Source organism: Homoserinibacter sp. YIM 151385 (assembly GCF_027912415.1).
Classification (GTDB): Bacteria; Actinomycetota; Actinomycetes; order Actinomycetales; family Microbacteriaceae; genus Schumannella.
Genome location: NZ_CP115175.1, coordinates 1,348,140 through 1,374,300, shown reverse-complemented (window position 1 = coordinate 1,374,300; position 26,161 = coordinate 1,348,140). Strand labels below are relative to the sequence as shown.

Genomic DNA, 26,161 nt, shown 5'->3' with positions numbered 1-26,161 from the left:
TCCCATGAGTTTCCTCGAGTACGCACCGGCCCCCGAGTCGACGTCGATCCTGAAGCTGCGCGACGAGTACGGCCTCTTCATCGACGGCGAGTTCACGGAGGGCCACGGCACCCCCTTCGACACCATCGCCCCCTCCACCGGCAAGAAGCTCGCCACCATGTCGGCGGCGGACGGCTCCGACGTCGACCGCGCGGTCGCCGCCGCGCGTCGCGCCCACGACACCGTGTGGTCGCGGATGCCGGGGAAGGACCGCGGGAAGTACCTGTTCCGCATCGCCCGCCTCGTGCAGGAGCGCGCCCGCGAGCTCGCCGTCGCCGAGAGCCTCGACAACGGCAAGCCCATCAAGGAGACGCGCGACTTCGACATCCCGACGGTCGCCGCCTGGTTCTTCTACTACGCGGGCTGGGCCGACAAGCTCGACTATGCGGGCCTCGGGAAGGACCCCCGCGCGCTCGGCGTCGCGGCCCAGGTCATCCCGTGGAACTTCCCGCTCATGATGCTCGCGTGGAAGATCGCCCCGGCGCTCGCCGCGGGCAACACGGTGGTGCTGAAGCCCGCCTCGACGACCCCGCTCACCGCGATCCTCTTCGCCGAGATCCTCCAGCAGGCGGACCTGCCGAAGGGCGTCGTCAACATCCTCACCGGCCCGGGCTCCATGGGCGGGCAGCTCGTCGCGCACGAGGGCGTCGACAAGGTCGCCTTCACGGGCTCCACGGGCGTCGGCCAGACGATCGCCCGCGCGATCGCCGGCCAGCGCAAGAAGCTCACGCTCGAGCTCGGCGGCAAGGGCGCGAACATCGTCTTCGACGACGCGCCGATCGAGCAGGCCGTCGAGGGCGTCGTGAACGGCATCTTCTTCAACCAGGGCCAGGTCTGCTGCGCCGGCAGCCGCCTCCTCGTGCAGGAGAGCGTGCACGACGAGTTCGTGGCGCGCCTCAAGGAGCGGATGCAGACGCTGCGCGTCGGCGACCCGCTCGACAAGAACACCGACGTCGGCGCCGTCAACTCGGCCGCGCAGCTGAAGACCATCACCGACCTCGTCGCCACCGGCGAGGCGGAGGGGGCCGAGGCCTGGGCGCCCGACTGCGAGCTCCCCTCGGAGGGCTTCTGGTTCCGGCCGACGATCTTCACGAACGTCTCCACGAGCCACACGATCGCGCGCGACGAGATCTTCGGGCCGGTGCTCTCGGTGCTCACCTTCCGCACGCCCGCCGAGGCGATCGCGAAGGCGAACAACACCCCCTACGGGCTCTCGGCCGGCATCTGGAGCGACAAGGGCTCGCGCGTGCTCGCGCTCGCCGACAAGCTCAAGGCCGGCGTCGTGTGGACGAACACCTTCAACAAGTTCGACCCGACCTCGCCCTTCGGCGGGTACAAGGAGTCCGGCTACGGGCGCGAGGGCGGGCTCCAGGGGATCGGCGCCTACCTGCAGCCGGCGGCGGCGGATGCCGCCGCGACCCCGCCCGCCGTCGAGGCGCCCGCCGAGACCCCCGACATCACCGAGGTCGTCGACGAGTCGGTCGAGGCCGGCACCGGCGCCGCATCCCAGGGCGCCGCCGCCGGCGACTCGGCCGGCACCCCGAAGGCCGCCGCGTCGGCCACCGCCACGTCACGGAAGAAGGCCCGCAAGTGACCAGACTCGCCGTCCCCAAGACCTACAAGCTCTACATCGGGGGGAAGCTCCCCCGCTCGGAGTCCGGCAGGAGCTACATCGTGAACTCGTCGACCGGCGACTTCCTCGCGAACGCCTCGCTCGCCTCCCGCAAGGACGCGCGGGATGCCGTGCTCGCCGCCCGCGGCGCGCAGTCCGGCTGGGCGGGCGCCACCGCCTACAACCGCGGCCAGGTGCTCTACCGCGTCGCGGAGGTGCTCGAGGGCCGTCACGCGCAGTTCGTCGACGAGATCACGGCGCTCGAGGGCGTCTCGCGCGCCGCCGCCGCGGCGCAGGTGGACGAGGCGATCGACCGCTGGGTCTGGTACGCCGGGTGGACCGACAAGTTCGCCCAGATCGCCGGCAACGCGAACCCCGTCGCGGGCCCCTACTTCAACCTCTCGGTGCCGGAGGCGACGGGCGTCGTCGCGGTCGTCGCTCCGCAGGACAGCTCGCTGCTCGGCCTCGTCAGCGCCGTGGCACCCGCGCTCGTCGCGGGCAACACGGTCGTCGTGATCGCGAGCGAGGCGTTCCCGCTCTCGGCGATCAGCCTCGCCGAGGTCCTCGCGACGAGCGACGTCCCGGGCGGCGTGCTCAACATCCTCACGGGCTCGCCCGCCGAGATCGCGCCCTGGCTCGCCTCCCACGCGGATGTCGACGCGCTCGACCTCGTCGGCGCGGGAGCGCTCGACTGGGTCGCGCTCGAGACGGCCGCCGTCGACACCGTGAAGCGCGTCGCGTGGCCGGAGGACGGCCCGGACGCCGCCGCGCCCTCGATCGAGCGCATCCGCCAGTTCACCGAGACGAAGACCGTCTGGCACACGAAGAGCATGATCTAGCCGCACGAGGCTGATCGCCCCCTGTCCCGCCGCGCGCCCTGCCTGGGGTCGCGCGGCGGGTCGTTCTCGTTCCGGGCGCCCCCGCCCACCCCCGCCTCCTCATGTGCATTTCTCCGCGTTCGCCGCGTGGATCCGCGCGGCGAACGCGGAGAAATGCACCTCGGGAGGGGGCGGGGCGTGCGCGGATGAGCAGTCTGGACGCCGCTTCGCGCGCGTCCGCTGATCGCGTTGACCCTGCGGGCGGTCGCCGCTTGACTCCCTGGAACGCGCACTTGTGTCACGGACGTGAGCAGATGCTCACCGAATGCAATGGAGTATTCACCCGCCATGCTCGCCTACGAGTTCACCGCCGGGCCCGCCCTCGCCCTCGTCGAGCGGCCCGCGCCCGCGGCCCAGCCCGGCGGTGTCGTCCTCGACGTGGTCGCGGCCGGCATCTGCGGCACCGACCTCAAGATCCTGCGCGGCGAGCACCGCCTCTACCCGGAGGGGACGGTCCGCATCCCCGGCCACGAGCTCGTCGGCCGCGTCCGGGAGAACGCCTCCGGCCGCCCCGGGCTCGAGCCGGGCGCGCTCGTCGCGGTCGCGCCGAACATCGCGTGCGGGCGCTGCGCCCCCTGCCGCGCCGGCCGCGGCAACCTCTGCGCCGACTACGAGGCTGTCGGGCTCACCTTCGACGGCGCCTTCGCGGAGCGGATCGCGATCCCCGCCCGCGCGGTCGAGCAGGGCAACCTGCTGCCGGTGCCCGACGGCGTCGACCCGGCCGTCGCCGCGCTCGTCGAGCCCATCGCGGCCGTGCTCCGCGGGCTCCGCGCGATCGGACTGCGCGCCGAGGACCGGCTCCTCGTGCAGGGCGCCGGCCCCATCGGGCTCATCGCGGTGCTCCTCTCGCGTCAGCTCGGCGTCGGCCGCGTCATCGTGAGCCAGACCTCCGCACCGCGGCGCGAGCTCGCGCTCCGGCTCGGCGCGGATGCGGCGATCGACCCGCGAGCCGAGGACCTCGTCGGGCGCGTCCGGGAGGAGACCGACGGCCTCGGGGCCGACGCGGTCCTCGTGAGCACCCCGGCGCCCTCCGCCTTCGCCGCCTCGCTCGAGGCCGCCGCGGTCGGCGGGCGCATCAACTTCTTCGCCGGCCTCCCGAGCGGCGCCGGGGTGATCCCGCTCGACGCCAACCTCGTCCACTACCGGGAGCTGACCGTGACGGGCTCCACCGCGAACACGACGGCCGACTGCGCCGACGCGCTCGCGCTGCTGCTCGCGGAGCCGGAGCGCTACGCCCCCATCGTCACCCACCGCCTCCCGCTCGCGCGCCTCGACGAGGCGGTCGAGGAGCTGCGGGCCGGCCGCGCCCTCAAGGCGGTGGTGCTGCCGTGAGCCGGAGCGCGGAGCCCGTCTACGTCGCCTGCGACGCGGGCACGACCCTCGTCAAGGCCGGCGTCGTCGACGAGCGCGGCCGCATCCTCGCGAGCGCGGGCGTCCCGAGCCGGCTCAGCACCCCGCGCCCGGGGATCGTGGAGCAGGATCTGCTCGAGATCGAGCGGCAGGCGCACGAGGCGATCGGGCGGGCCGTCGCCGAGTCGGGGCGCGCGGCCGACATCGCGGGCGTCTCCTTCTCGAGCCAGATGGCCGGCATCGGGGCGGTCGGGCAGGACTTCGAGCCGGTGGCGCCCTTCGACTCCTGGCTCGACTCGCGCTGCGCCGTCGACATCCTCGAGCTCTCGGACGCGGCGGCCGAGATCACGCGCATCTCGGGCGGGCCGCCGACCTACTCGCACGGCACGAAGCAGCGCTGGATGAAGCGCGAGCGACCCGAGGCGTACCGCAGGACGGCCGCGTTCCAGATCCCGGCATCCTTCCTCGCGGCCCGGCTCGCCGGCCTCCCCGCGAGCGAGGCGCACATCGACGCCTCGAACCTCGGCTTCACGAACCTCGCCGACACGCAGGCCCGGCGCTGGTCGCCGGAGCTGCTCGAGTTGCTCGGCCTCGACGAGGAGCTGCTGCCCCGCATCGTCGAGCCGACCGAGCTGATCGGGGAGGTGGACGCGCGCGGGAGCGCCGCGACCGGCATCCCCGTCGGCACGCCGATCGCGGCGGGCGGCGGCGACCAGCCGGTCGGCTCGCTCGGCGCCGGGATCGTGGAGCCCGGGCAGGCCTCCGACTCGGCCGGCACCGCGAGCCTCCTTCTTATGGCGCTCGACCGCTGGGCGCCCGACACCGAGCGGATGTCGCTCGTCACGGGGCCCTCGATCGTCCCCGGCCAGTACGTCAGCTTCGCGTACATCAACGGCGGCGGCCTCGGCACCGAGTGGCTGCGCCGCGAGGTGCTCCAGCACCCCGGCAGCTCGGAGGAGGCCTTCGCCGAGCTCGAGGCGCTCGCGGCCGCCGCGCCCCTCGGCTCGGGCGGGCTGCTGTGGCTGCCGCACTTCCAGGGCGGCGTCACCCCGGCGCGCCCCCACCTCCGCTCCGGCTGGGTCGGCCTCACGGCCGGCCACGGGCGCGGCCACCTGTACCGCGCCATCCTCGAGGGCATCGCGTTCCAGTACGCGGAGTGGGCGGATCGCGCCCCCGCGACGACGGGACGCCCGCTCTCCGAGGTGCGCGCCATGGGCGGCGGCTCGCGCTCCGAGCTGTCGATCCGCATCAAGGCGGACGTCCTCGGCGTGCCCTTCGTGCGCATGCCGAAGGCCGAGACCGCGCTGCTCGGCGGCGCGCTCATCGCCCAGGCGGCCACGGGCCGCATCACCGACCTCGGCGCCGAGGCCGCGAGCCGGCACGACCTGCCGGCCGCGACCCGGCCCGACCCCGCGCGCCACGCCCGCTACCGCGAGCTGCGCTCCATCTTCGACGAGCTCGCCGAGAGCGCCGACCCCGTCTTCCGGCGGCTGCAGCGCTTCTCGGAGCACGACGAGCACGACGACTGACCCGCACCACCGATCACCCGTCATCACAGAGAAGAGAACGCTCATGGCCATCGATGTCCAGAAGCTCCACCGCACGCTCGCGGTGCCCGCCCTCGCCGCGGGCGCCCTCGTCGTCCTCGCCGGCTGCGCCACGCCCGCGGGCGGCGGCTCCGGCGACGGCGCCGTCAAGGTCGGCATCACCGTCTCGAACAGCACCAACCCCTTCTTCGTCGCGGAGTCGCGCACGGCCGAGGAGACCGCGAAGGCCGCCGGCGCCGAGGTCATCTCGCAGGAGGCGGGGGAGGACGTGCAGACGCAGTCCAATCAGATCGACCAGTTCATCACCTCCGGCGTCAGCTTCATCGTGATCGACCCGGTCGACTCGGATGGCGTCGGGCCGGCGGTGAAGCGCGCGATCGACGCCGGCATCCCCGTCATCGGGATCGACTCGGTCACGAAGAACGCGACCGTCTCGATCACGACGAACAACACGCAGGCCGGCGAGGTCTCCTGCGTCTCGCTCGCCGAGCAGCTCGGGGGCGAGGGGAAGATCGCGATCCTCGACGGCACGCCCATCTCGGCGGTCGCCGACCGCGTCACCGGCTGCAAGGCCGCGCTCGAGGACTACCCCGGCATCGAGATCGTCGCCGAGCAGCGCGGCGACAACAGCCGCGACAAGGCGCTCCCGGTCGCGACCGACATCCTCACGGCGAACCCCGACATCGACGGTGTCTTCGCGATCAACGACCCGACCGCGGCGGGCGTCCAGCTCGCGGCCGAGCAGAAGGGCCTCGACATCATCATCACCTCGGTCGACGGCGCGAAGTCGGCGGTCGACGTGATCCTCGCGGGCGGCATGATCACCGCGACGGCCGCGCAGGACCCGGCGGCGCTCGCGAAGCAGGGCGTCGAGACCGGCCTCGCGATCCTCGACGGCACCGACCCGGAGAGCGACCTCATCGAGCTGCCGACCGAGCTCATCGACGCCGACTCGGCGCCCGACTACACCCCCTGGGGCTGAGCCGGTGACGGTCGAGGTCGAGCCCCGCACGGTGGTGCGCCTGCGCGGGATCGTCAAGAGCTTCGCGGGCACCACCGTCGTCGACGGGGTCGACCTCGACCTGCTCGCGGGCCGCGTGCACGTGCTGGCCGGCGAGAACGGCGCCGGCAAGTCCACGCTCATGAAGGTGCTGGCCGGCATCCACGCGCCCGACGCCGGGACCGTCGAGGTCTCGGGTCGGGCGGTGGGCGGCGGCGTCCGCGCCGCGCAGGAGGCGGGCGTCGCGCTCGTGCACCAGGAGCTCCTCATGGCGCCGAACCTCACGGTCGCCGACAACCTCGCGATGGGCCGCGAGCACCGCGGCCCGCTCGGGGTCCTGGACCGGCGGCGCACCCGCCGGCTCGCCCGCGAGCAGCTCGACCGGGTGGGCGCCCGCTTCTCGGAGCTGGAGCGCGTCGAGCGCCTCAGCACCGGCCAGCAGCAGCTCATCGAGATCGCGCGCGCCCTCGCGACCGACCCGCAGGTGCTCATCTTCGACGAGCCGACCGCGGCGCTCTCCGCGCGGGAGACCGCGAACCTGTTCCGCATCGTGCGCGAGCTGCGCGAGGCGGGCACGGCGATCGTCTACATCACGCACCGCATGGACGAGATCGAGGAACTCGCCGACACCGTGACGGTGCTGCGCGACGGCCGCCTCGTCGAGACCCTGGATGCCGAGACGGCCACGCCCGAGGCGATCGTCACGCGCATGGTCGGGCGCCCCATCGAGACCCTCTTCGCGGACTCGGCGCGGACGCCCGGCGCGACCGTGCTCGAGGTCGAGGGCCTCGGCGACGGCGACGGGATCGGGCCGTGCGACCTGCGCGTCCGCGCGGGCGAGATCGTCGGCATCGCCGGGCTCGTGGGCTCCGGCCGCAGCGAGTTCGCGCGCCTCGTGTTCGGGGCCGACCGGCATGCGAGCGGCCGCGTCTCGGTCGACGGGCGGCGCGTCGACGCGCAGAGCCCGCGCGCCGCCGTCCGCTCCCGCATCGCGCTCGTCCCCGAGAGCCGCAAGGACCAGGGCCTGGTGCTCGGGCGCAGCATCGCCGACAACATCATCATGGCGAGCTTCCGGCGGGTCGCCCGCGGCGGCGTCATCCGCCGGCGGGCGGTCGCGGATGCCGCGGCGGCCGAGCGGGAGCGCCTCGGCATCCGCGGCGGCGCGGCCGATCGCGCCGTCCGCGAGCTCTCCGGCGGCAACCAGCAGAAGGTGCTGCTCGCGAAGTGGCTCCAGACCGACCCGCGCGTGCTCATCCTCGACGAGCCCACGCGCGGCGTCGACGTCGGCGCCAAGGCCGACATCTACCGCATCATCGACGACTGCGCCGCCCGCGGGATGGCGATCGTCGTCATCTCGTCCGAGCTGCCCGAGCTGCTCGGCCTCGCGGACCGCATCGTCGTGATGCGCCGCGGCGCCTTCGTCGCCGACCTCGACAACACCGATCTCACCGAGGAGACCGTCATGGAACACGCCTTCGGCCTCGCGGACGGCTCCGCGACCGCCTCCATCCCGACCGCCGAGGAGGCGCGACGATGAGCACCGCCACGACCGCGCCGAGCGCCCCCGAGCAGAACGCGGCCCGCGCCGCGCACGGCCCGGTGCGCACCTTCTTCGAGCGCAACGACCAGCTCGGCGTCGGGGTCGCCCTGATCGCGCTGATCGCGCTCATGGCGATCATCGCGCCCTACTTCTGGACGGTCCAGAACCTCGTCGAGGTGGCCCGGCAGGTGAGCGCGATCGCGATCCTCGCCGCCGGGGGCACCTTCGTCATCCTCACGGCCGGCATCGACCTGTCGGTCGGCTCGGCGCTCGGCGTCGCCGCCATGGTCGCGATCGTCGCGAGCGACCAGTCGCTGCCCGCGGTCGCCTCGATCCTGCTGGCGCTCGCCGCGGGCGCCCTCATCGGCGCCATCAACGGGGTGTTCGTCGCGAGGTTCGCGCTGCCGGCGTTCATCGTGACGCTCGCGGCCCTGACCTATCTGCGCGGAGTCGTGTACGTCGGCACCGGCGGCACCACCCTCATCCCCGCGCAGGTCGAGTACTCCTGGATCGGGCAGGCCGGCGTGCTCGGCATCCCGTACGCGGTCATCATCATGGCGATCGTCTACCTCGCGGGCTGGTTCCTGCTCAACCGGACCGTCTTCGGCCGCCAGCTCTACGCGATCGGCGGCAATGCGGAGGCGGCCCGCCTCAGCGGCATCCCGGTGCGCCGGGTCATCATGGCGACCTACGTCATCTCGGGGCTGTGCGCCGGCATCGCCGGGCTCATCGTCGCCTCCCGCCTCGAGAGCGCCGTCCCCGATCTGGGCTCCGGCTACGAGCTCAACGCGATCGCGGCGATCGTCCTCGGCGGCACCTCCCTCATGGGCGGCCGCGGCTCGCTCATCGGCACCCTGATCGGCGCGCTCTTCATCGCGGTGCTCTCGAACGGGATGACGCTCATGAACGTGCAGTCGTTCTACCAGCAGATCATCATGGGCGTCGTGATCCTCGCGGCCGTCCTCATCGACCGCCTCCGCCGCCGGGGTCGGACGAGCTGAGCAGGCGGGGGATGCCGGCCGCGGCATCCCGGGACTCGCGAGGGACGGGGTCATGGACGACCGGACGACGGTGCGCGCCGCGTACCTGTATCATCGCGCCGGGCTGACGCAGGCGCAGGTGGGCGACCGCCTCGGGCTGAGCCGCGCGAAGGTGAACCGCCTGCTCGCGAGCGCGGAGCGCCGCGGGATCGTGCAGGTGCGCATCGCGCACCCGCTGAGCCGCGCGACCGAGGCGGAGGTGGCGCTGGAGGCGCGCTTCGGGCTGCGGGATGCGGTCGTCGCGCAGACGGCGGCGGAGGACGAGCACGACGAGGGGCTGCGGCTCCTCGCGGTCGCGGCGGCCGGCGCCCGGTTCCTCGCCTCGCTCGAGCTCGCCGGCTCGGCGATCGCGGTCGGCTGGGGCACGACGATGCAGGCGGTCGCGGAGGCGCTCGACGACGGCTGGGCGAGCGGCATGGAGGTGCACCAGCTCAACGGCGCCGTGCCGGTGAGCGGCTACGCGAACGGGGCGGGCGAGATCATGGCGCGCTTCGCCCGGCTCGGCGGCGGGGAGGCCCATGTGCTCCAGGTCCCGGCGGTGGTCGGGACCCGCGAGGTGCGGGCGGCGCTCGAGAGCGACCACAGCGTGCGCGCCGCGCTCGAGGGCGCGGCCAGGGCGCCGGTCGCGATGTTCTCGCTCGGCCGCCTCACCCGGGAGTCGGTGCTCGTCTCCTCGGGCTACATCGCGCCGCGCGGCATCGACGAGCTGGGGGCGGCGGGGGCCGCGGGCGACGTGATCTCGCGCTTCATCCGCGCCGACGGCTCGCTCGCCGACCCGGATCTCGATGCGCGCACGATGGGCGTCGAGCTCGGGACGCTCCGCGCCCGTGAGCGCTCGATCGGGATCGCGGCCGGCGTCGCGAAGACGAGCGCGGTCCGCGCGGCGCTCGCGGGCGGCTACCTCGACACGCTCGTCGTCGACGAGGCGCTCGCGCGGGCGCTCCTCGAGGGGGAGGCCGCGTGACGCCGGGCGGCGGCCCGGCCCGGTTCGGCGGAGCCCGTCGGGTACGGTAGAGTATCGAGTCGGCCCGGTTCTCCGGGTGCCACCATGGGGTATGGTGTAATTGGCAACACGGCGGTTTCTGGTACCGTTGTTCTTGGTTCGAGTCCAGGTACCCCAGCGCAGTGCCCACATCAAGCGCAGTACCTGCACCACATGAAAGCCCCGCTCAGCGGGGCTTTTCTCGTTCGTGCGCATCCGCTCGGAGCAGCAGCGCCGAGAGCATGTCGACGGCGAGCTCCTCGATCTCGTCGCGGCTCCAGCCGCGCTCGACGGCGAAGGCGTTCCAGAGCTCGGGGCTGAGGAGGCCGCCGACGATGTCGCTCGCGCGCTCAGGCGGCACCCGCAGCCCGTGCAGCATGCCGACGAGCGCCTCCTGGTCGCGGCGTCGGCCGGACTCGTGCTCGCGCATCTCGGCGGCGAGCTCGGGGTCCTCGATCGCGGCTCGCGCGGTCACGCGCCAGAGCGGCGCGGCGCGCTCGGCGAGGGCGACGAGCTCCGCGACGAGGATGCGGAGTTGCGCCCGCGGATCGGGCTCGGCCGCGAGCCGCGCCGCCCAGTCGAGCTCCGGGACGCTCCCGCCGCCGTCGCCCCCGAGGACGGCGCGGGCGGCGACGGCGCGGAGCAGGGCGGGCTTGGCCCCGACGGCGAGGTAGACGGTCTGCACGGAGACGCCCGCCGCGTGCGCGACGGCGCTCATGGCGGTGCCGGCGTAGCCGCGCTCGACGAGCAGCCCGGCCGCGGCGTCGAGGATCCTGGCGCGGGTGCGCTCGCGCTCCCGCTCGCCGCGGGCCCGGCGCGCCGTGGCGTCGTAGCGCCTCGGGGTGCGCGGATCATCCTCGGTCATGGTTGAATTCTAGTTGGATTCGACATCCAACGAGATTGTGAGACGACATGGCCACGTTCCTCTTCGCGAGCACGCCGCTCTACGGCCACGTCGCGCCGCTCATCGCCGCCGCGCGGCACCTCGCCGAGGCGGGGCACCGCGTCATCATGCTCACCGGCTCCCGCTTCGCCGAGGCCGTCACGGCGGCGGGCCTCGAGTTCGAGCCGCTCCCCGGACGTGCCGACTTCGACGAGCGCGACCTCGCCGCCTACCTGCCCGACATGGACCGCTACCGCGGGGTCGCGCTCTCGCAGTACCAGCTTCAGCACACCTTCATCCACCCCATGGCGGAGCAGTGGGCCGGCGTCAGCGCCATCCTCGACCGGGCCGCCGTCGACACCGTCGTCGTCGACCACCTCTTCGCCGGCGTGGTCCCGCTCCTCACCCGGCCGCGGGGTCGGCGGCCCGCCGTCGCCGCGCTCGGGATCGGGCCGCTCGCGCAGCTCACCCGCGACGCCGCACCGGCCGGCATGGCGCTCGCGCCGTCCTCGACCCCGCTCGGCCGGCTCCGCAACCGCGCGCTCAACCTCCTCGTCACGAAGCTCGTGTTCCGGCCGACGCAGCAGCTCGCCAGGCGCCGCTACCTGGAGGCGACCGGCACGCCGCTTCCCGCCGACTTCCCCTTCATCCTCGACCTGTCCGGGCGCTTCGACCGCCTCCTGCAGCTCGGCCCCCGCGAGTTCGAGTACCCGCTCAGCGACCTCGCCCCCGGCGTGCGCTTCGTCGGCGCGCTCGACACGAGCCGCTCCCGCGAGGCGCCGCCCCTGCCCGCGTGGTGGCCGGAGCTCGACGACGGGCGCGCGATCGTGCACGTGACCCAGGGCACGGTCGACAACGGCGACTTCTCCTCGCTCGTCCGGCCGACGCTGGACGGGCTCGCCGGGTTCGACGGGCACGTGGTCGTCAGCACCGGCGGCGCGCCCATCGCTTCTCTCGGCGAGCTGCCGTCGAACGCGCGCGCCGCCGAGTTCCTGCCCTACGACCTGCTCCTGCCGCGCCTCGGCGCGCTCGTCACGAACGGCGGGTACGGCACCGTCCTCCTCGCCCTCCGGCAGGGCGTCCCCCTCGTCGTCGCGCCCGGCGCCGAGGACAAGCCGGAGGTCGCCGCGCGCGTCGACTTCTTCGGAGTCGGCGTCAACCTGCGCACCGCCCGCCCGACTCCTGACGCCGTCGGGGATGCGGTGCGCGCCGTCGTCGACGGGAGCGGGCACCGCGAGCGCGCCCAGGCCATCGCGGAGGCGATGCGTCGCGTGGAGCCCCTCGAGCTCATCCGCGAGGAGCTCGAGTCGATCACGGTCGGCGGCGCGGACTCCGGCGGGCGCTGAGCCGCGGGTCGCCGAGCGCCATGGCCCGCGCTACCCGGCGAGCTCGGCGGCGTCCTCCGCGTAGACGACCGGGCGATCCGGCGTGCCGTCCCCGAGGCGGCGGCGGATGACCTCCACCGCCTCCGCGCTCCGGTCGACGAGCACGCAGCGCCGACCGAGCGCGCGCGCCGCGGCGCCCGTCGTGCCGCTGCCGGCGAAGAAGTCGAGCACCCAGTCGCCCTCGCGGCTGGAGGCCTGGATGATGCGGCGCAGGATCCCCTCGGGCTTCTGCGTCGGGTAGCCCGTCTTCTCGCGGCCCGTGGGGGAGACGATGGTGTGCCACCAGACATCGGTCGGCAGCTTGCCGAGGGCGGCCTTCTCCGGCGTGACGAGCCCGGGGGCCATGTAGGGCTCGCGGTCGACCGCGGCGCTGTCGAAGTGGTACCGCTCCGGGTCCTTGACGTAGACGAGGATGTTGTCGTGCTTCGCGGGCCAGCGCGACTTCGCGCGCCCGCCGTAGTCGTAGGCCCAGATGATCTCGTTGAGGAAGCACTCGCGGCCGAACAGCGCGTCGAGCAGCACCTTCGCGTAGTGCACCTCGCGGTAGTCGAGGTGCAGGTAGAGGGTGCCGTCGGGGGCGAGGAGCCGCCAGGCCTCCTCGAGGCGCGGCTCGAGGAAGGCCCAGTAGTCGTCGAAGCGGTCGTCGTAGGCGCTGACCAGCCCCTTCACGGTCTCGTAGCTGCGCCCCTTGAAGCCGACCCGGCCTCCCGTCGCCGAGCGGACGGTCGAGATGGTGCGCCGCACCTGCTGGCGTCCGGTGTTGAAGGGCGGGTCGAGGTAGACGAGCTGGAAGGCGCCGTCCGGCAGCGTCTCGATGACGGGGAGGTTGTCGCCGCGGATGACGAGATCGGGGCCCTCGGGGCTCCAGCTCGGCGGGGCGGCGGCGGTCATGGCACGAGCCTAGATCGCGGGTCGGGCGCGGCCGGGTCACCCTGCCGCTCGCCGCAGGATCCGGGCCCCGGGCTCGGCCGCCGGCCGCCGGCCGCCGGCGACCGTGCGCGACGCGGCAGCTACTCCTGCGCCTCGGCCCGACCGGCCCGCCAGTAGCCCATGAAGGCGACCTGGCGGCGGTCCATGCCGAGCTCCGTCACGAGGTGGCGGCGGAGGGTCTTGATGACGCTCGACTCGCCGGCAAGCCAGGCGTAGAAGTCGGCGCCGGCGTCCACGGGGGAGTCCCAGAGCAGCTCGACGTCGACATCCACCTCGGCCACCTCCTCGGGCACCTCGCGGAGCGCGGGGGCGAGGAGCTCGCGGTGGCTCGCGGTGAAGTCGCGGACGGCCGCCTCGAGGCGCTCGCCGTGCACGGCCCCGTCCCGCGCGATCCAGGTGACGCGCTCGGCGTTGCGGCTGAGGGGGAGCGCGTCGGCGGCGCTCGGGACCTCGATGAAGGCGACGGGCGCCACGTGCTCGGGCAGGCCCTCGAGGATCGCGCAGATGGCGGGCGCGGCCGTCTCGTCGCCCGCGAGCAGGACGCGCGTCGCCGGCCCCGGACGCCAGTCGATGCCGCCCGCGGAGTGCAGGCTGCGCGCGTCGGGGCCGACGACCACGACCTCGTCGCCGAGCTCGACCCGGTTGATCCACTGCGCCGCGGGGCCCTCGTCGCCGTGGTTGACGAAGTCGACGTCGAGCTCGCGGTCGGCGGGTCGCGCCCCGCGCACGGTGTAGGTGCGGAAGGGGTTGCGCTGCTCGAGCGGCATCTCGCGGAGCCGCGAGTACCAGATGTTGCCGCTCTCGTTGTCCTCGTGCTGGCCGAAGTCGTGGAGCACGCCCTCGAGCGGGAACACGATCTTGATGCGCTGATCCTGCGCGTCGGTCCCGATCCAGCGCAGCTCGTCGGCCGTGAAGGTCACGCGGACGAAGTGCGGCGCGAGGCGCTGGATGCGGGCGACCCGCACGGTGTAGCAGCGGTAGCTGGGCCGATCTTCCCGGACGAGCGGGACGTCGTCGGCGTAGGTAAGCATTACCTAAGTCTGACACATCCCGGGCATCGGTCACACGTCGAGCGTCTCCCCGGGCTGGAGGCCGAAGAACTCGCCGCCCGCCTCCTCGGTCATCGTCCGGATGCGCTCGAAGGCCATCTGGTTGCCGAACTGCGAGTTCACGAGCTCGTGGATCGCGAAGGAGCGCGCGGGGCGCACCGCGCGCACGTAGTCCATCGCCTCCGCGATCTTCATCCACGGCGCGCTCGCCGGCACCGCGAGCGTGCCGACCGCCACGTCCTCCGGCACGGTGAACGAGTCGCCCGGGTGCAGCAGCTCGCCGTCGACGAGGACCGCCACGTTGTCGACGAGGGGGATCGAGGAGTGGATCTCGGCGTGCGTCCCGCCGAGGAAGCGCAGCGAGAAGGGGCCGGCCTCCACCGTCTCGCCCGGGTGGACCGTGCGGACCTCGAGGCCCTCGGCCGCGGCGGCGGACGCCACGGCGGCGGTGCTGACGACGAGGACGCCGGGGTTGCGCTCCACGATGCGGCGCAGCTGGTCCGGGGTCCAGTGATCGGGGTGCTCGTGCGTGATCACGACCGCGACCACCGCGCCCGACTCGGTGACGGGCGTCGAGAAGCCGCCCGGGTCGATGACGATCTGGCGTCCCGCCTTCTCGAGGACCAGGCAGGCGTGCTCGTGCTTCGTGATCTGCATGGCGCTGACGCTACTCCCGCGACCCGGACGCGCGCGGTGCCCGGCTCGAAGGCTCAGCTGATGCCATGATCGGCGCATGCCGTCACGGGAGCCGCAGCCGAAGCCGAAGCGCGTCGTCGTCGCGATCAACCCGAACGCCTCCTTCGGCTCGACCCGGGCGATCGGGCCCGCGCTCGTCCGGACGCTCCGCGCGAGCGGCCACGAGGTCCAGAGCATCACCGAGCCCGACTACGAGCAGGCGGTCGCGACCGCGCGCGAGGCGGTGCGCCGCCGGCCCGACGCGCTCATCGTCGTCGGCGGCGACGGGATGGTGAACCTCGGCGCCGGGCTCGTCGCCGGCACCAAGGTGCCGCTGGGCCTCGTGCCCTCCGGGACCGGCAACGACATGGCGCGCGCCCTCGGCATCCCGCACGACGACACGGAGGCCGCGATCCGCCACCTGCTGGGGGCGCTCCAGCGGCCGCCGCGTGTCATCGACGCGGCGCGCGCGAGCTGGTCGCACGCCGACACCCGCGAGACGGGGGAGCGCTGGTTCGCGTGCGCCATGAGCGCCGGCTTCGACGCGATCGTGAACGAGCGCGCCAACCGCATGGAGCATCCGAAGGGCGCGAGCCGCTACATCATCGCGCTGCTCGTCGAGCTCGCGCGGCTCCGCCCCATCCGCTACCGGCTCACCCTCGACGGGCGCGAGATCGAGACGGAGGCGAGCCTCGTCTCCCTCGGCAACGGCCAGTCGCTCGGGGGCGGGATGCGGATCACGCCCGACGCCCGCCTCGACGACGGACTCCTCGACGTGATGATCGTCGAGCCGCTGTCGCGAGGCCGCTTCCTCCGGCTCTTCCCGCGCGTCTTCAAGGGCACCCACGTCTCGCATCCGGCCGTCCGGATCGAGCGCGCGCGCCGCGTCCGCATCGAGGCCGACGGGGTCGCCGCGTACGGCGACGGCGAGCGCTTCGCGCCCCTCCCGGTGGACGTCGAGCTGGTGCCGGGAGCGCTCCGCGTCCTCGCGTGAGCCGGGCCCCGCCTCGATTTGGGAGAGCGCTTCGGCATGTGGCATACTCGAACGGTTGTCGCGAGGCCCCATCGTATAGAGGCCTAGTACGCCGCCCTCTCACGGCGGTAACGCGGGTTCGAATCCCGCTGGGGTCACCACCTTGCAGCACGTCGAAGCCCGGTCAGTTCCTGACCGGGCTTCTTCTGTTCCCGGGCTGCGCTGATCGCGCGCCCGCGGTTCTCCACAGGCATGGATTGCTTCCGCGAGCCCGGCACGGACGCGTCTACCATGAACTGAAATAGGTTCTCGTGGAGGCTTTCGATGTCGCGTTTGCGCTTTCTCGCTCCTCTGGTCGCGCATCGCACGCGCCGACCGGCCATTGCGCTGTTCCTCGTCACGACGCTCGGAGTCGGCTCGGCGCCGATCGCTGCCTCGGCGGAGCCGGCCGGGTCGGCCAGTGTGCTCGGCCCGAGCGTGGCGCGCGCCGGCACGACCCTGGTCGAATCGACCGAGATCCCGGGCTGTGCCGACCAGGTGATCGAGGCCGACGGCTCGGCAGCGGAGGCGCGCGAGCTCTGCTCGGCGACGCTCGTCACGAGCCAGGGGCCGGTCGAGACGGCGAGCGCGATCGAGATCCGGGACGAGGCGGCGTCGCTCGGCTGGTCCGTCGCGGAGACCGAGCGCGCCGCCGCCGCGGCCGCGAGCGGCGCCATCCGCTCGAGGACCTGGGTGCAGACCTACTGGGGAGCATCGAACTGGGAGCGGCACGAGGGGCGCACCTATTGGGACGGCTCGCGAGCCTGGGTCGCCAGCTACCGGGGCAAGACCGGACGCCATGTCTGCCACACGGAGGGTTCGTGGGCGATCGGATGGGTGATCACCCCGGTGCGCTGCACCAAGCCCAAGGCCGCTGCCGCGGCGGACGCGTACTACCGATTCGATGCGCAGATCCTGTTCAAGGGCAGCCCGATCACGCTCGGCGTCGCGATGCACTACCAGATGTCCCGAACGGGCGCCGTCAAGCAGTGGAAGATCGGTGGCTGAGCTGCGCGACGAGGACGCGGCGGATCGCCTCCGCGTCTACCCGGTCCTCACCCGCTGGCTGATCGGGGGCGTCGTGCTCGAGCTGCTGCTGTTCCTCGTGCCGCTCGCGCCCTTCGCCGTGCCGTTGCTGGCGCTCCTCACCCCGCTCCACCGGTCCCGGTGGCGGCTTGCAGTCTTATGGGTGCTCGCGGTCATCATCGCCTACGTGGTCGTGGCTCCGTTCATCATCGACTGGACCGGGTTCTTCATCCCCGACGACGGGTCCGGCGGGCCGTGAGCGGCCTCGAGTCCGAGAGCGATGTGGGGGAGCGACGATGGGTCCGCTGATCGGAGTGCGCGACGTGCTCGTCGCGGCCGGGAGCGGCGTCGTGATGGCCTCATTCGCGCGGGTCGTCGACCCCGAGGCCGGCTGGTCGCTGCTCGTGCTGCTGATCGGCGTGCCCGCCGTGAGCCTGGCGGCGACGGCATCCCGTGCGGCTCGCGCGCGGCGGGGCGCCGCTGTGCCGGCCGCGCCTCTGCCGGCCGCGCCGGTGCCGCCGCCCGCGGAGCGGCTCGACGTCGACGCGATCGAGCGGCGCCTGCTGACGCCCGGGGACGTCATGGGGTGGATCGGCGCGGGTATCGTGATCGCCGCCTTCAACAACGTCGCCAGTCCGGAGGACGTGTGGATGAGCTTGCTGCTCCTCGTCGCCTCTCCGGTGCTCGGCCTCACCTCGACCGCGGTCCGAGCGGCGCGAGCGCGGCGCCGTAACGAGGATGGTCGACCGCGATGACCATGCAGCGGGGGTCGGGTCGGCGCCGCGCGTCGACCCTGACCTCCGCACCGATCCGACCCTGACGCGCTGGCTGATCGGCGGCGTCGTGCTCGAGCTGCTGCTGCTCTTCGTGCTGCTCGCGCCCTTCGCCGTGCCGTTGCTCGCGCTCCTCACCTCGCTCCGCCGTTCCCGGTGGCGGCGGGGAGGCCCGTGATCCGGGCGAGGGATGCATGCGACACCCGGGCGGTGTGGCGCGTCTCGCGGTAGTGCGCATTCCGTAGTAGTGTCCATCGCGGAAGGAGGTCCGCGGATGGACACCACACAGCTGCTCAAGGGCGTGCTCGACCTCGCCGTGCTCGCGGCCGTCCAGCATGAGGACGGCTACGGCTACGACATCGTGCGGCGGCTGCGCGCCGCCGGGCTCGAGGAGGTCGGCGACGCCTCCGTGTACGGGACGCTGCGGCGCCTCTATGGCGCCGGCGCGCTCTCGAGCTACGTCGTCCCGAGCGACGGCGGCCCGCACCGCAAGTACTACGGCATCAACGCGGAGGGGCGCACCATGCTCGCCGCGCAGCGCGCCGACTTCGCCGCCTTCTCGGCGACCATGGCGGGCCTGCTCGATGCCCCGCCCGAGACCGCCCTCCCCAAGATCGGAGCCACCCGATGAGCGCCATGCCCGACACCGTCCACCTGCCGAGCGAGATCGCCGGCTTCGCCGCCGCGGTGCGCTCGGCGCTCTCCGACCTGCCTCGCGAGGAGGTCGACGAGCTCGTCGACGGCCTCGAGGCGGACCTGCTCGAGCGGGCCGACGAGGGCGGCGCCGACCTCGGCGATCCGATCGTCTACGCGGCCGAGCTGCGCGCCGCCGCCGGCCTCCCGCCGCGTGTCGAGCGGGCGCGCGGTCCGGTCGCGGCCGGCCGGCGCCTGCGCGACCGCCTGGCGGCACTCGTCGCGAGCGACGTCGAGACCTCGTCCCGCCTCGGCCGTGCGCTCCGCTGGAGCCGCGACCTCCTCCTCTCGCTGCGCCCCGTCTGGTGGGTGCTGCGCGGCCTCGTCGTCGGCATGATCGCGGTCGTGCTCACCTCCTCGTGGGGCGACCAGCCGATCACCTTCTGGAAGGTCGTCGTGGTCGGCACCGCGGTGCTCGTGAGCGTCCAGCTCGGGCGAGGTCGGTGGATGCCGTTCCGCTGGATGCGGGGCGCCCTCGTCGCGGTCAGTGCGGCCGCCGCGATCGCGCTGCCCTTCCTCGCCGCGGGCACGATCTCCTCGATCAACGAGACCACGAGCGCCGCGAACGCCTACTACGACGTCGGGATGATGGAGGCGCAGTCGATCGCCATGACGAACGGCGGCACCGAGGTGTCGAACATCTTCGCCTACGACGCGCAGGGGAAGCCGCTCGAGAACGTGCAGCTCTTCGACCAGGACGGCAACCCGCTCGCCACGAACCGCTACCCCGACGACCTCGGCTACCTGTGGGCGCCCGACAACGCGATCCTCGTGCCGAGCGAGGACGTGCCCGGCGGCGACGGCTGGAACGTCTACCCGCTGCAGCACGTGCGGGAGAGCGCGCTCGCCGACGACGGCACCCTGCGCCCGAACGCGCGGCGCCAGGACGCGATGCTGCCGTTCCGGATGGTCCGCCCGCTCGCCGGGCACGAGGCCGAGGCCGCGGCCGAGCCGATGACGGCCGACGGCGTGCCGAAGCTCGAGGCGACGCCGCGCCCCTCGCCGAAGGGCTGACGCCACCTGCCCTGCCCCGCCATGTGGGTTTCTCCGCATTCGCCGGAGGGATCCGCGCGGCGAATGCGGAGAAACCCACCTCAGGGGCGGGGCTGGCTCGAGCCGACGGCGGTCGTGCGGTCCGACGGGGAGGGCTGGGAGGGCTCGGCCGGGCCCGCTGCCGAGACGCCCGAGGCGGCGGCGAGGTGGGGCTTCAGCGACCACTTGTCGATGAGGGCGAGTGCGAGCGCCGAGACGATGAAGGTCAGGTGGATCATCACCTGCCAGAAGACGCCGTCGCCCGTGTAGTTCTCGCCCGTGACGGTGTCGCTGGCAGCGCCGGGAGCGCCGAGGTCCCCGACCTCGATGAAGGTCTTGAGCAGGTGGATCGACGAGATGCCGATGATCGCCATCGCGAGCTTGACCTTCAGCACGTTCGCGTTGACGTGCGAGAGCCACTCGGGCTGGTCGGGGTGGCCGTCGAGGTCGATGCGCGAGACGAAGGTCTCATAGCCGCCGATGATGACCATGATGAGCAGGTTCGCGATCATGACGACGTCGATGAGCCCGAGGACGGCGAGCATGACCGTGGCCTCGCTGATGTGGGCGGGGTCGGCGACGACCTCCTCGATGAGGTGCCAGAGCTCGACCATGAAGACGACGACGTAGACGAGCTGCGCGACGATCAGCCCGAGGTAGAGCGGCGCCTGCAGCCATCGGCTGAAGAAGATGAAGTAGCCGATCGCGATCTGTCCGGTGCGGGGCGGGCGGAACTCGGGCATGCGTGTGCGCTCCTGGATGTGGGGTGGAGCACTAGGATAGGCGGAAGCGAGAGGGAGTATCCCGTGCCTCGCATCCCGTCAGGACGGACCCCGATGATGCGGTCCCGGGATGCGGTCGCGATCGGCGAGAGCCGTCGCGGGGGAGAGACTGTCGAGTCTTCAGCCTGCCTCACCTCTCAGAAGGATCTCCCGTGACTGAGCTCGCCCTGCCCCTCTGGTTCGAGATCGGCACGTACATCGTGCTGCTCCTGATCCTCGCGACCGACGTGTTCCTCGCCTACCGCCGCCCGCACGTGCCCTCGACGCGCGAGTCGGCGCTGTGGATCGGCTTCTACGTGACGCTGGCGCTCGTCTTCGCCGGCCTCATGCTGTGGCTGGGGGATGCGGAGCACGCGGGGCAGTTCATCGCCGGCTGGCTGACCGAGTACAGCCTCTCGATCGACAACCTCTTCGTGTTCCTGCTGATCATGGCCAACTTCGCGGTGCCGAGGAAGTACCAGCAGGAGATCCTCATGGTGGGCATCATCCTGGCGCTGATCTTCCGCGGGATCTTCATCGTGATCGGCGCGCAGCTCATCGAGAACCTGAGCTGGATCTTCTACATCTTCGGCCTGTTCCTCCTGTTCACGGCGGCGCAGCAGGCCTTCTCGGGCCGCGAGGACGACGAGCAGCGCGAGAACTTCCTGATCCGCTTCCTCCGCAAGCGGATCGCGATCACCGACGAGTACGACGGCGGGAAGATGCGGACCGTCGTCGACGGCAGGAAGGTCTTCACGCCGGTCCTCGTCGTCTTCATCGCCCTCGGCACGACCGACCTCGTCTTCGCGATCGACTCGATCCCGGCGATCTTCGGCATCACGCAGAGCCCGTTCATCGTGTTCACGGCGAACGTGTTCGCGCTCATGGGCCTGCGGCAGCTGTACTTCCTGCTCGGCGATCTCGTCGAGAAGCTCGCCTACCTCAAGTACGGCATCGCCTTCATCCTCGCCTTCATCGGCGTGAAGCTGTTCTTCCACGCGCTCCACGAGAACGAGCTGCCGTTCATCAACGGCGGTCGGCACGTCGAGTGGGCGCCCGAGATCGACACCTTCGTCTCCCTCGGGGTCATCATCGGGGCGATGGCGGTCGCCGTGATCGCGAGCCTCGTGAAGCTCCGGATCGACGAGAGAGCCGAGTCGCGCTCGAACCCTTGATAGCGTGATGCCCACGTGCTCCGGCGGATGAGATCGGGGGTGGGCGCGCGACCATGATCGAGGTCGACATCCAGGGTGCGACGCTGCGCGTCGCCAGCTCCTCCGCATCGAGCGTCGGGATGGTGCGCGCCGTCAACGAGGACGCCTTCGTCGACGCGCATCCGGTCTTCGCGATCGCCGACGGCATGGGCGGGCATTCGCGAGGCGACCGCGCGAGCCGCGAGATCGCGCTGACGCTCGAGGAGCTCGCGGCGCGCGAGGATCCGATCGGTCCGGAGGACGTGATCGACGCGATCCGCGACGCCAACGACCGCGTGCGCGCACTGGCCGCGGCGGACGGCCCGAACGTGGTCTCCGGCTCCACGCTCGTGGGCGTCGCCCTCGTGACGGCCCTCGGCGGCCACGCCTACTGGATGGCCTTCAACATCGGCGACTCGCGCATCTACGCCTGGGACGGCCGTCGTCTCGAGCAGCTCAGCGTCGACCACTCGGTGGTGCAGGAGCTGGTCGAGGCCGGCCACATCACGGAGGAGGAGGCGCGCCGGCATCCCGACCGCAACGTGGTGACGCGAGCGATCGGCGGCACGTCGACCGTGGATGCGGACGTGTGGATGCTCCCGGCGACCGAGAGCCGCGCCTTCCTGCTCTGCAGCGACGGCCTGACGAAGGAGCTCGAGGACGAGCAGATCGCCGACATCCTGGCGGGCCACGGCGGCTCGGCCGACGACCCGACGGTCGCGCAGGCGCTCGTCGGCGCCGCGGAGGCCGCCGGGGGAAGCGACAACGTGACCGTGGTCCTGCTCGAGTCCGTGAACCGGGAGGCGGCGGCGAGCGACACCGTCGACCGCTTCTCGCGCACGGCGGAGCGCTTCGAGGACACGCGGCCGAGGGTGTGAGGAAGCAGCGCAGCATGATCCGATACCTGCCCGGCCGCCCGGGCGGCCACCTCCTCGTGACCGAGGGCGGCCGCCTCGTCCTCGTCGCGACCGGCCAGACCGCCGCCGACCCCGCGGGGCTCTCGGCGGCGCTCCGCGAGGGGGATGCCGTGGGCGCCCTGCTCGGGCTCCTCACCTCGAAGGGGCTCGCCGCGACCCCCGAGTTCGCGATCGTGGTGCCCGAGTCGGAGACGGATGTGCGCTGCATCGTCCGCGGCGGGATGACGGTCGAGCTCGAGACGGAGTCGGGCGCGGTGCTGCTCGAGGGCACCGGCCGCTCCACCTGGCGCGAGGACCGCGTCGACGGCGTGCGGGCGCTCGCCGTGCAGTCGCCGCAGGAGCTCAAGGCGAAGACGATGCTGCCGCTCGGATCGGGTGCCGCCTGGGCCGCGGGCGCGGTCATCGCGGGTGTCGACCCGGCTGCGGCGGAGCCGGCGGCCGAGACCGCGGCGGCCGCCGCGCCGGAGCCTGCCCCGGGGCCGACGCCGGACCCGGTCGAGGTCGCGCCGGAGGCGGAGCCGGCGCCGGCGGTCGTGGACGACCCGGCGCCTGAGCCCGAGCCCGAGCCGGAGGCGGAGCCGGAGCCGGCCGCAGAGGCGGAGCCCGCGGCGGAGCCGGAGCCCGAGTCCGCGGAGGAGTCCTTCCCCGAGCACACCATGGTCGAGCCGGCCGAGTCCGAGCCCGAGTCCGAGTCCGAGACGGAGGCGGCGCCCGAGACGGCGGCCCCCGAGACGGAGGCCTCCGGGCAGCCCGAGCCCGCCGACGAGATCGAGGACCGCACGATCGTCCGCGAGCCGGGCCGGTCGACCGAGCCCGCCGAGCCGCTGGCCGATGACCTCGACGAGCTCGAGAGCACCGTGGTCCGCCATGTCGCGGTGGGCGAGGGCGAGCCGGATGCGGGCGCGGCCGACCACGACGGCTTCACGATCATGAGCGCCGACGTGGCCGAGATCCGCCGCCGCGCCGCCGCCGCCGCGGCCGGTCCCGGCGCCGATCCGGCACCGGCGACCGCCCCCGCGCCCGGCATGGTCGGCACCGGGATGCCGCCGGCCGCCGCCCCCGGCGCGCCGGCTTCCGCACCCGTGCTCGTCCAGCCGCACCGCTACGAGCTCGTCTTCGCCGACGGCCGCGTCGAGGCGCTCGACCAGCCGGTCGTGATCGGCCGCGCGCCCGCCGTCTCGAAGGAGTCCGGCGGCCGCCTGCCCCGCCTCGTCGCGATCAGCGACGACCAGGACGTCTCGCGCACGCACGTCCGCGTCGCGCTCGAGGGCGACACGGTCGTCGTGACCGACCTCAACTCCCGCAACGGCACGGTCGTGACGCTCCCCGGCAAGTCGCCGCAGCAGCTCCGCGGCGGGGAGCCCGCGGCGGTGCTCGGCGGCACGCTCATCGACCTCGGCGGCGGCGTCGTCATCACCGTGCGGGAGCGCGCGTGAGCCGCCGGGTGGCGTCGACGCCACCCGAGCTGCCCGGGCTCACCTTCCAGCGCCTCCTCGGCTCCGGCGGCTTCGCCGACGTCTTCCTCTACGAGCAGCAGCTGCCGAAGCGCCTCGTCGCGGTGAAGGTGCTCCTCGCCGACGGCCTCGACGACTCCGCGCGCCGCGCCTTCGTCGACGAGGCGAACGTGATGGCGCAGCTCAGCGCGCATCCCTACATCGTCACGATCTTCCACGCCGACGTCTCGACCGACGGCCGCCCCTTCCTCATGATGGAGTACGCCTCGGGCCCGAGCCTCGCGGAGCGCTACAAGCGCGAGCCGCTCGCCGTCCCGGATGTGCTGCGCACCGGCATCCGCCTCGCGGGCGCGATCGCGACCGCCCACGCGGCCGGCATCCTCCACCGCGACATCAAGCCGGCGAACGTGCTCTCGAACGACTTCGGCTGGCCCGCGCTCACCGACTTCGGCATCGCCTCGACGATCGACGACGAGCTCCCGGTCCACACGACGACCGCCGGGGCGATCGCCGACACGGGCTCCGGGACGGGCAGCCAGTCGGTCGGGATGAGCGTCCCGTGGTCGCCGCCCGAGATGTTCGACGAGCGGCCGCAGCCGGACGCCCGCAGCGACGTCTTCTCGCTCGCGGCGACGCTCTTCACCCTCCTCGCGGGCCGCACCCCCTTCGAGATCCGCGGGCGCTCGAACGGCGTCCTCGACCTCATCGGCCGCATCGAGCGCGGCGCCGTCTCGCCGCTCGACCGGCAGGACGTGCCGCGCTCGCTCGTCGCGGTCCTCGCGAAGGGCATGGCGAGCCGGCGCTCGGAGCGCTACCAGTCGGCGATCGAGCTCGCCCGCGCCCTCCAGCGCGTCGAGCTCGAGCTCGGCTACGCGCCGACCTCGATCGACGTGCCGAACCTCATCGTCCACGACGCGATCGAGGCGAAGGAGGACGGCGAGGACCCGGATGCGACGAGCTTCCGCCAGGTGCCGACGATCGCCGCCCAGCCGAGCGCGCCGATCGGCTCGCCCCCCGCGGCGCGCGCGCCCGCCGCGCCCGCCCCCGCGGACGCCGAGACCTCCCTGCGCCAGATGCCGAGCGTCTCGCCCGAGTCGCCCGTCATCCACCGGCCGGATCTCGCGGAGGCGGGGGAGCAGACGGTCATGCGACCGGGCGACTCCCTGCTCGGCGGCGTCCGCCCCGGCGCACCCGCTGCGCCGGCGGCGGCGCCCGCGCGCGAGCCGGGCAGCCGGCGCGGCCTCGTCATCGGCCTCTCGATCGCCGCCGCCTTCGTGCTGCTCGCGGGCGGCATCGCGCTCTCCCTCGTGCTCGGCGGCGGCACCCGCGATCAGGCGGGGGGCGTCGAGCCGGAGCAGCCGGGGACCACGGATCCGGCGGTCGTCCCACCCGACACGGCCCCGCCCTCCCCGCGCTTCCTCGGCTCGGAGCCGCGGGGCGACGACCGGGTCGTCTTCACCTGGGAGAACCCGGAGCCGCAGGAGGGCGACGCCTTCCTCTGGTCGCCGGCCGAGGAGCCGGATGCCAAGCGCACCCTGTCCGAGCCGCAGGTCGAGGTCGAGCGCCCCGGTCCCGGGGTCCGCGTCTGCATCGACGTGGTCGTGCTGCGCGCCGGACGCACCTCGCCCGTCCCCATGAGGAGCTGTGATCCCGAATGACCTCACTGCGTGTCGAGTACTGCGGCGAGTGGTACGACGTCGACCCCGAGAAGCCCTTCGGCATCGGCCGGGGCTCGGACCTCGTCGTCGACGACAACCCCTACCTGCACCGCGTCTTCCTCCGGATCGTCCACGAGAACGGGCTCTGGTGGCTGGTGAACGTCGGCTCGCGGCTCTCCGCGACCGTCTCGGCGGGGCTCGGCCAGGTGCAGGCCTGGCTCGCGCCGGGCGCGAAGCTGCCGATCGTGTTCGAGCGCATGGAGGTCATCTTCAGCGCCGGCTCGACGACCTACGACTTCACGATCCACCCGGACGCGGAGGTCTACGAGACCGGTCCCCGGCTCGACGACGACGAGGGCATCACGACGACGATGATGCCCGTGACGCTGACGGCGAGCCAGCGCCTGCTCGTCGTCGCGCTCGCCGAGCAGGTGCTGCGCCAGTCGGAGCCGGGTCGCAACCCGATCCCGAGCTCGGCGGACGCCGCGGCCCGCATCAACTGGCCGCTCACGACCTTCAACCGCAAGCTCGACAACGTCTGCGACAAGCTCGACAAGATCGGGGTCGACGGACTGCGCGGCGGCCCCGGCAAGCTGGCGACGAATCGGCGCGCGCGGCTCGTCGAGTACGCGGTCGCGACGCGGCTCGTGGGGCCGGAGGATCTGCCCCTGCTCGACGAGGCCGCCGGGGAGCGCTCCCCATCTTGAGCGGTGCACAGATTCTGTTACCGTT

Annotated in this window: 26 protein-coding genes and 2 tRNA genes; 23 read left to right on the top strand and 5 right to left on the bottom strand. The window is 73.1% G+C overall.

Going from position 1 to position 26,161, the window contains the following annotated elements; all coding sequences use genetic code 11:
* Positions 1–4: 4 nt before the first annotated feature.
* From OF852_RS06690 to OF852_RS06650, 9 genes are all read left to right on the top strand, one after another.
* Positions 5–1,633: an aldehyde dehydrogenase family protein gene (locus OF852_RS06690; protein WP_271121020.1), complete on the top strand. Its 1,629-nt coding sequence runs from the start codon at positions 5–7 to the stop codon at positions 1,631–1,633.
* Entirely contained in the window at positions 1,630–2,490 is an 861-nt protein-coding gene (locus tag OF852_RS06685) for an aldehyde dehydrogenase family protein (protein WP_271121019.1), read from the top strand. The genes OF852_RS06690 and OF852_RS06685 overlap by 4 nt, the downstream gene beginning before the upstream one ends.
* 309 nt (positions 2,491–2,799) lie before the next feature.
* The gene (locus OF852_RS06680) at positions 2,800–3,861 is read left to right on the top strand and encodes a zinc-binding dehydrogenase (RefSeq protein ID WP_271121018.1); all 1,062 of its coding nucleotides are present in this window, start codon (positions 2,800–2,802) and stop codon (positions 3,859–3,861) included.
* Positions 3,858–5,408, top strand: a complete 1,551-nt coding sequence (locus tag OF852_RS06675; protein WP_271121017.1) for a xylulokinase — start codon at positions 3,858–3,860, stop codon at positions 5,406–5,408. The genes OF852_RS06680 and OF852_RS06675 overlap by 4 nt, the downstream gene beginning before the upstream one ends.
* A 43-nt stretch (positions 5,409–5,451) precedes the next feature.
* Entirely contained in the window at positions 5,452–6,408 is a 957-nt protein-coding gene (locus OF852_RS06670) for a substrate-binding domain-containing protein (protein ID WP_271121016.1), read from the top strand.
* Between the two features lie 4 nt (positions 6,409–6,412).
* Complete coding sequence (locus tag OF852_RS06665) at positions 6,413–7,963, top strand: sugar ABC transporter ATP-binding protein (protein WP_271121015.1); 1,551 nt, start codon at positions 6,413–6,415, stop codon at positions 7,961–7,963.
* Positions 7,960–8,967, top strand: coding sequence for an ABC transporter permease subunit (locus OF852_RS06660; RefSeq protein ID WP_271121014.1), 1,008 nt, complete (start codon positions 7,960–7,962; stop codon positions 8,965–8,967). The genes OF852_RS06665 and OF852_RS06660 overlap by 4 nt, the downstream gene beginning before the upstream one ends.
* Positions 8,968–9,019: 52 nt before the next feature.
* On the top strand, positions 9,020–9,970 hold the full coding sequence (locus OF852_RS06655; RefSeq protein WP_271121013.1) for a sugar-binding transcriptional regulator: 951 nt from the start codon (positions 9,020–9,022) through the stop codon (positions 9,968–9,970).
* An 85-nt stretch (positions 9,971–10,055) separates the two neighbouring features.
* Positions 10,056–10,127 (top strand) — tRNA-Gln (locus OF852_RS06650).
* Between the two features lie 48 nt (positions 10,128–10,175).
* Here OF852_RS06650 and OF852_RS06645 read toward each other — a convergent pair.
* The gene (locus tag OF852_RS06645; protein ID WP_271121012.1) at positions 10,176–10,853 is read right to left on the bottom strand and encodes a TetR/AcrR family transcriptional regulator; all 678 of its coding nucleotides are present in this window, start codon (positions 10,851–10,853) and stop codon (positions 10,176–10,178) included.
* Between the two features lie 47 nt (positions 10,854–10,900).
* On the opposite strand from OF852_RS06645, the gene OF852_RS06640 reads away from it, so the two are divergent.
* A complete protein-coding gene (locus tag OF852_RS06640; RefSeq protein ID WP_271121011.1) occupies positions 10,901–12,217 on the top strand; it encodes a glycosyltransferase in 1,317 nt (438 codons plus the stop codon).
* Between the two features lie 30 nt (positions 12,218–12,247).
* Here OF852_RS06640 and OF852_RS06635 read toward each other — a convergent pair whose 3' ends face one another.
* The 3 genes from OF852_RS06635 to OF852_RS06625 all read right to left on the bottom strand — a co-directional run bounded on the left by OF852_RS06635 (position 12,248) and on the right by OF852_RS06625 (position 14,892).
* Positions 12,248–13,147: a DNA-methyltransferase gene (locus OF852_RS06635; RefSeq protein WP_271121010.1), complete on the bottom strand. Its 900-nt coding sequence runs from the start codon at positions 13,145–13,147 to the stop codon at positions 12,248–12,250.
* 119 nt (positions 13,148–13,266) lie between these two features.
* The gene (locus OF852_RS06630) at positions 13,267–14,217 is read right to left on the bottom strand and encodes a siderophore-interacting protein (RefSeq protein WP_271121009.1); all 951 of its coding nucleotides are present in this window, start codon (positions 14,215–14,217) and stop codon (positions 13,267–13,269) included.
* Between the two features lie 30 nt (positions 14,218–14,247).
* Positions 14,248–14,892 (bottom strand): MBL fold metallo-hydrolase, encoded by a 645-nt coding sequence (locus OF852_RS06625; RefSeq protein ID WP_271121008.1) that lies wholly within the window; start codon positions 14,890–14,892, stop codon positions 14,248–14,250.
* Positions 14,893–14,968: 76 nt separating this feature from the next.
* Between OF852_RS06625 and OF852_RS06620 the strand changes: the two genes are divergently transcribed.
* The 8 genes from OF852_RS06620 (at position 14,969) to OF852_RS06585 (ending at position 19,428) form a co-directional block, all read left to right on the top strand.
* Positions 14,969–15,904, top strand: a complete 936-nt coding sequence (locus OF852_RS06620) for a diacylglycerol/lipid kinase family protein (protein ID WP_271121007.1) — start codon at positions 14,969–14,971, stop codon at positions 15,902–15,904.
* Positions 15,905–15,968: 64 nt separating this feature from the next.
* Positions 15,969–16,044, top strand: a tRNA-Glu gene (locus tag OF852_RS06615).
* 163 nt (positions 16,045–16,207) lie between these two features.
* Entirely contained in the window at positions 16,208–16,930 is a 723-nt protein-coding gene (locus tag OF852_RS06610) for a hypothetical protein (RefSeq protein WP_271121006.1), read from the top strand.
* On the top strand, positions 16,923–17,207 hold the full coding sequence (locus OF852_RS06605) for a hypothetical protein (RefSeq protein ID WP_271121005.1): 285 nt from the start codon (positions 16,923–16,925) through the stop codon (positions 17,205–17,207). Before OF852_RS06610 ends, OF852_RS06605 begins: the two co-directional genes overlap by 8 nt.
* Positions 17,208–17,244: 37 nt before the next feature.
* Positions 17,245–17,703, top strand: a complete 459-nt coding sequence (locus OF852_RS06600; protein ID WP_271121004.1) for a hypothetical protein — start codon at positions 17,245–17,247, stop codon at positions 17,701–17,703.
* Positions 17,687–17,899 (top strand): hypothetical protein, encoded by a 213-nt coding sequence (locus tag OF852_RS06595; protein ID WP_271121003.1) that lies wholly within the window; start codon positions 17,687–17,689, stop codon positions 17,897–17,899. Before OF852_RS06600 ends, OF852_RS06595 begins: the two co-directional genes overlap by 17 nt.
* Positions 17,900–17,995: 96 nt before the next feature.
* Positions 17,996–18,352: a PadR family transcriptional regulator gene (locus OF852_RS06590; RefSeq protein WP_271121002.1), complete on the top strand. Its 357-nt coding sequence runs from the start codon at positions 17,996–17,998 to the stop codon at positions 18,350–18,352.
* The gene (locus tag OF852_RS06585; protein WP_271121001.1) at positions 18,349–19,428 is read left to right on the top strand and encodes an HAAS signaling domain-containing protein; all 1,080 of its coding nucleotides are present in this window, start codon (positions 18,349–18,351) and stop codon (positions 19,426–19,428) included. Before OF852_RS06590 ends, OF852_RS06585 begins: the two co-directional genes overlap by 4 nt.
* Before the next feature lie 80 nt (positions 19,429–19,508).
* Here the strand turns inward: OF852_RS06585 and OF852_RS06580 are convergent, their stop codons facing one another.
* Entirely contained in the window at positions 19,509–20,189 is a 681-nt protein-coding gene (locus OF852_RS06580; protein ID WP_271121000.1) for a TIGR00645 family protein, read from the bottom strand.
* A gap of 191 nt (positions 20,190–20,380) precedes the next feature.
* On the opposite strand from OF852_RS06580, the gene OF852_RS06575 reads away from it, so the two are divergent.
* The 5 genes from OF852_RS06575 to OF852_RS06555 are packed head-to-tail and all read left to right on the top strand — an operon-like array spanning position 20,381 to position 26,136.
* The gene (locus tag OF852_RS06575) at positions 20,381–21,382 is read left to right on the top strand and encodes a TerC family protein (RefSeq protein WP_271120999.1); all 1,002 of its coding nucleotides are present in this window, start codon (positions 20,381–20,383) and stop codon (positions 21,380–21,382) included.
* 53 nt (positions 21,383–21,435) lie between these two features.
* A complete protein-coding gene (locus tag OF852_RS06570; protein WP_271120998.1) occupies positions 21,436–22,278 on the top strand; it encodes a PP2C family protein-serine/threonine phosphatase in 843 nt (280 codons plus the stop codon).
* A gap of 14 nt (positions 22,279–22,292) precedes the next feature.
* Positions 22,293–23,753, top strand: a complete 1,461-nt coding sequence (locus OF852_RS06565) for an FHA domain-containing protein (RefSeq protein ID WP_271120997.1) — start codon at positions 22,293–22,295, stop codon at positions 23,751–23,753.
* The gene (locus OF852_RS06560; protein WP_271120996.1) at positions 23,750–25,429 is read left to right on the top strand and encodes a serine/threonine-protein kinase; all 1,680 of its coding nucleotides are present in this window, start codon (positions 23,750–23,752) and stop codon (positions 25,427–25,429) included. The genes OF852_RS06565 and OF852_RS06560 overlap by 4 nt, the downstream gene beginning before the upstream one ends.
* Positions 25,426–26,136, top strand: coding sequence for a hypothetical protein (locus OF852_RS06555; RefSeq protein ID WP_271120995.1), 711 nt, complete (start codon positions 25,426–25,428; stop codon positions 26,134–26,136). Before OF852_RS06560 ends, OF852_RS06555 begins: the two co-directional genes overlap by 4 nt.
* The last annotated feature ends 25 nt before the right edge of the window (positions 26,137–26,161 follow it).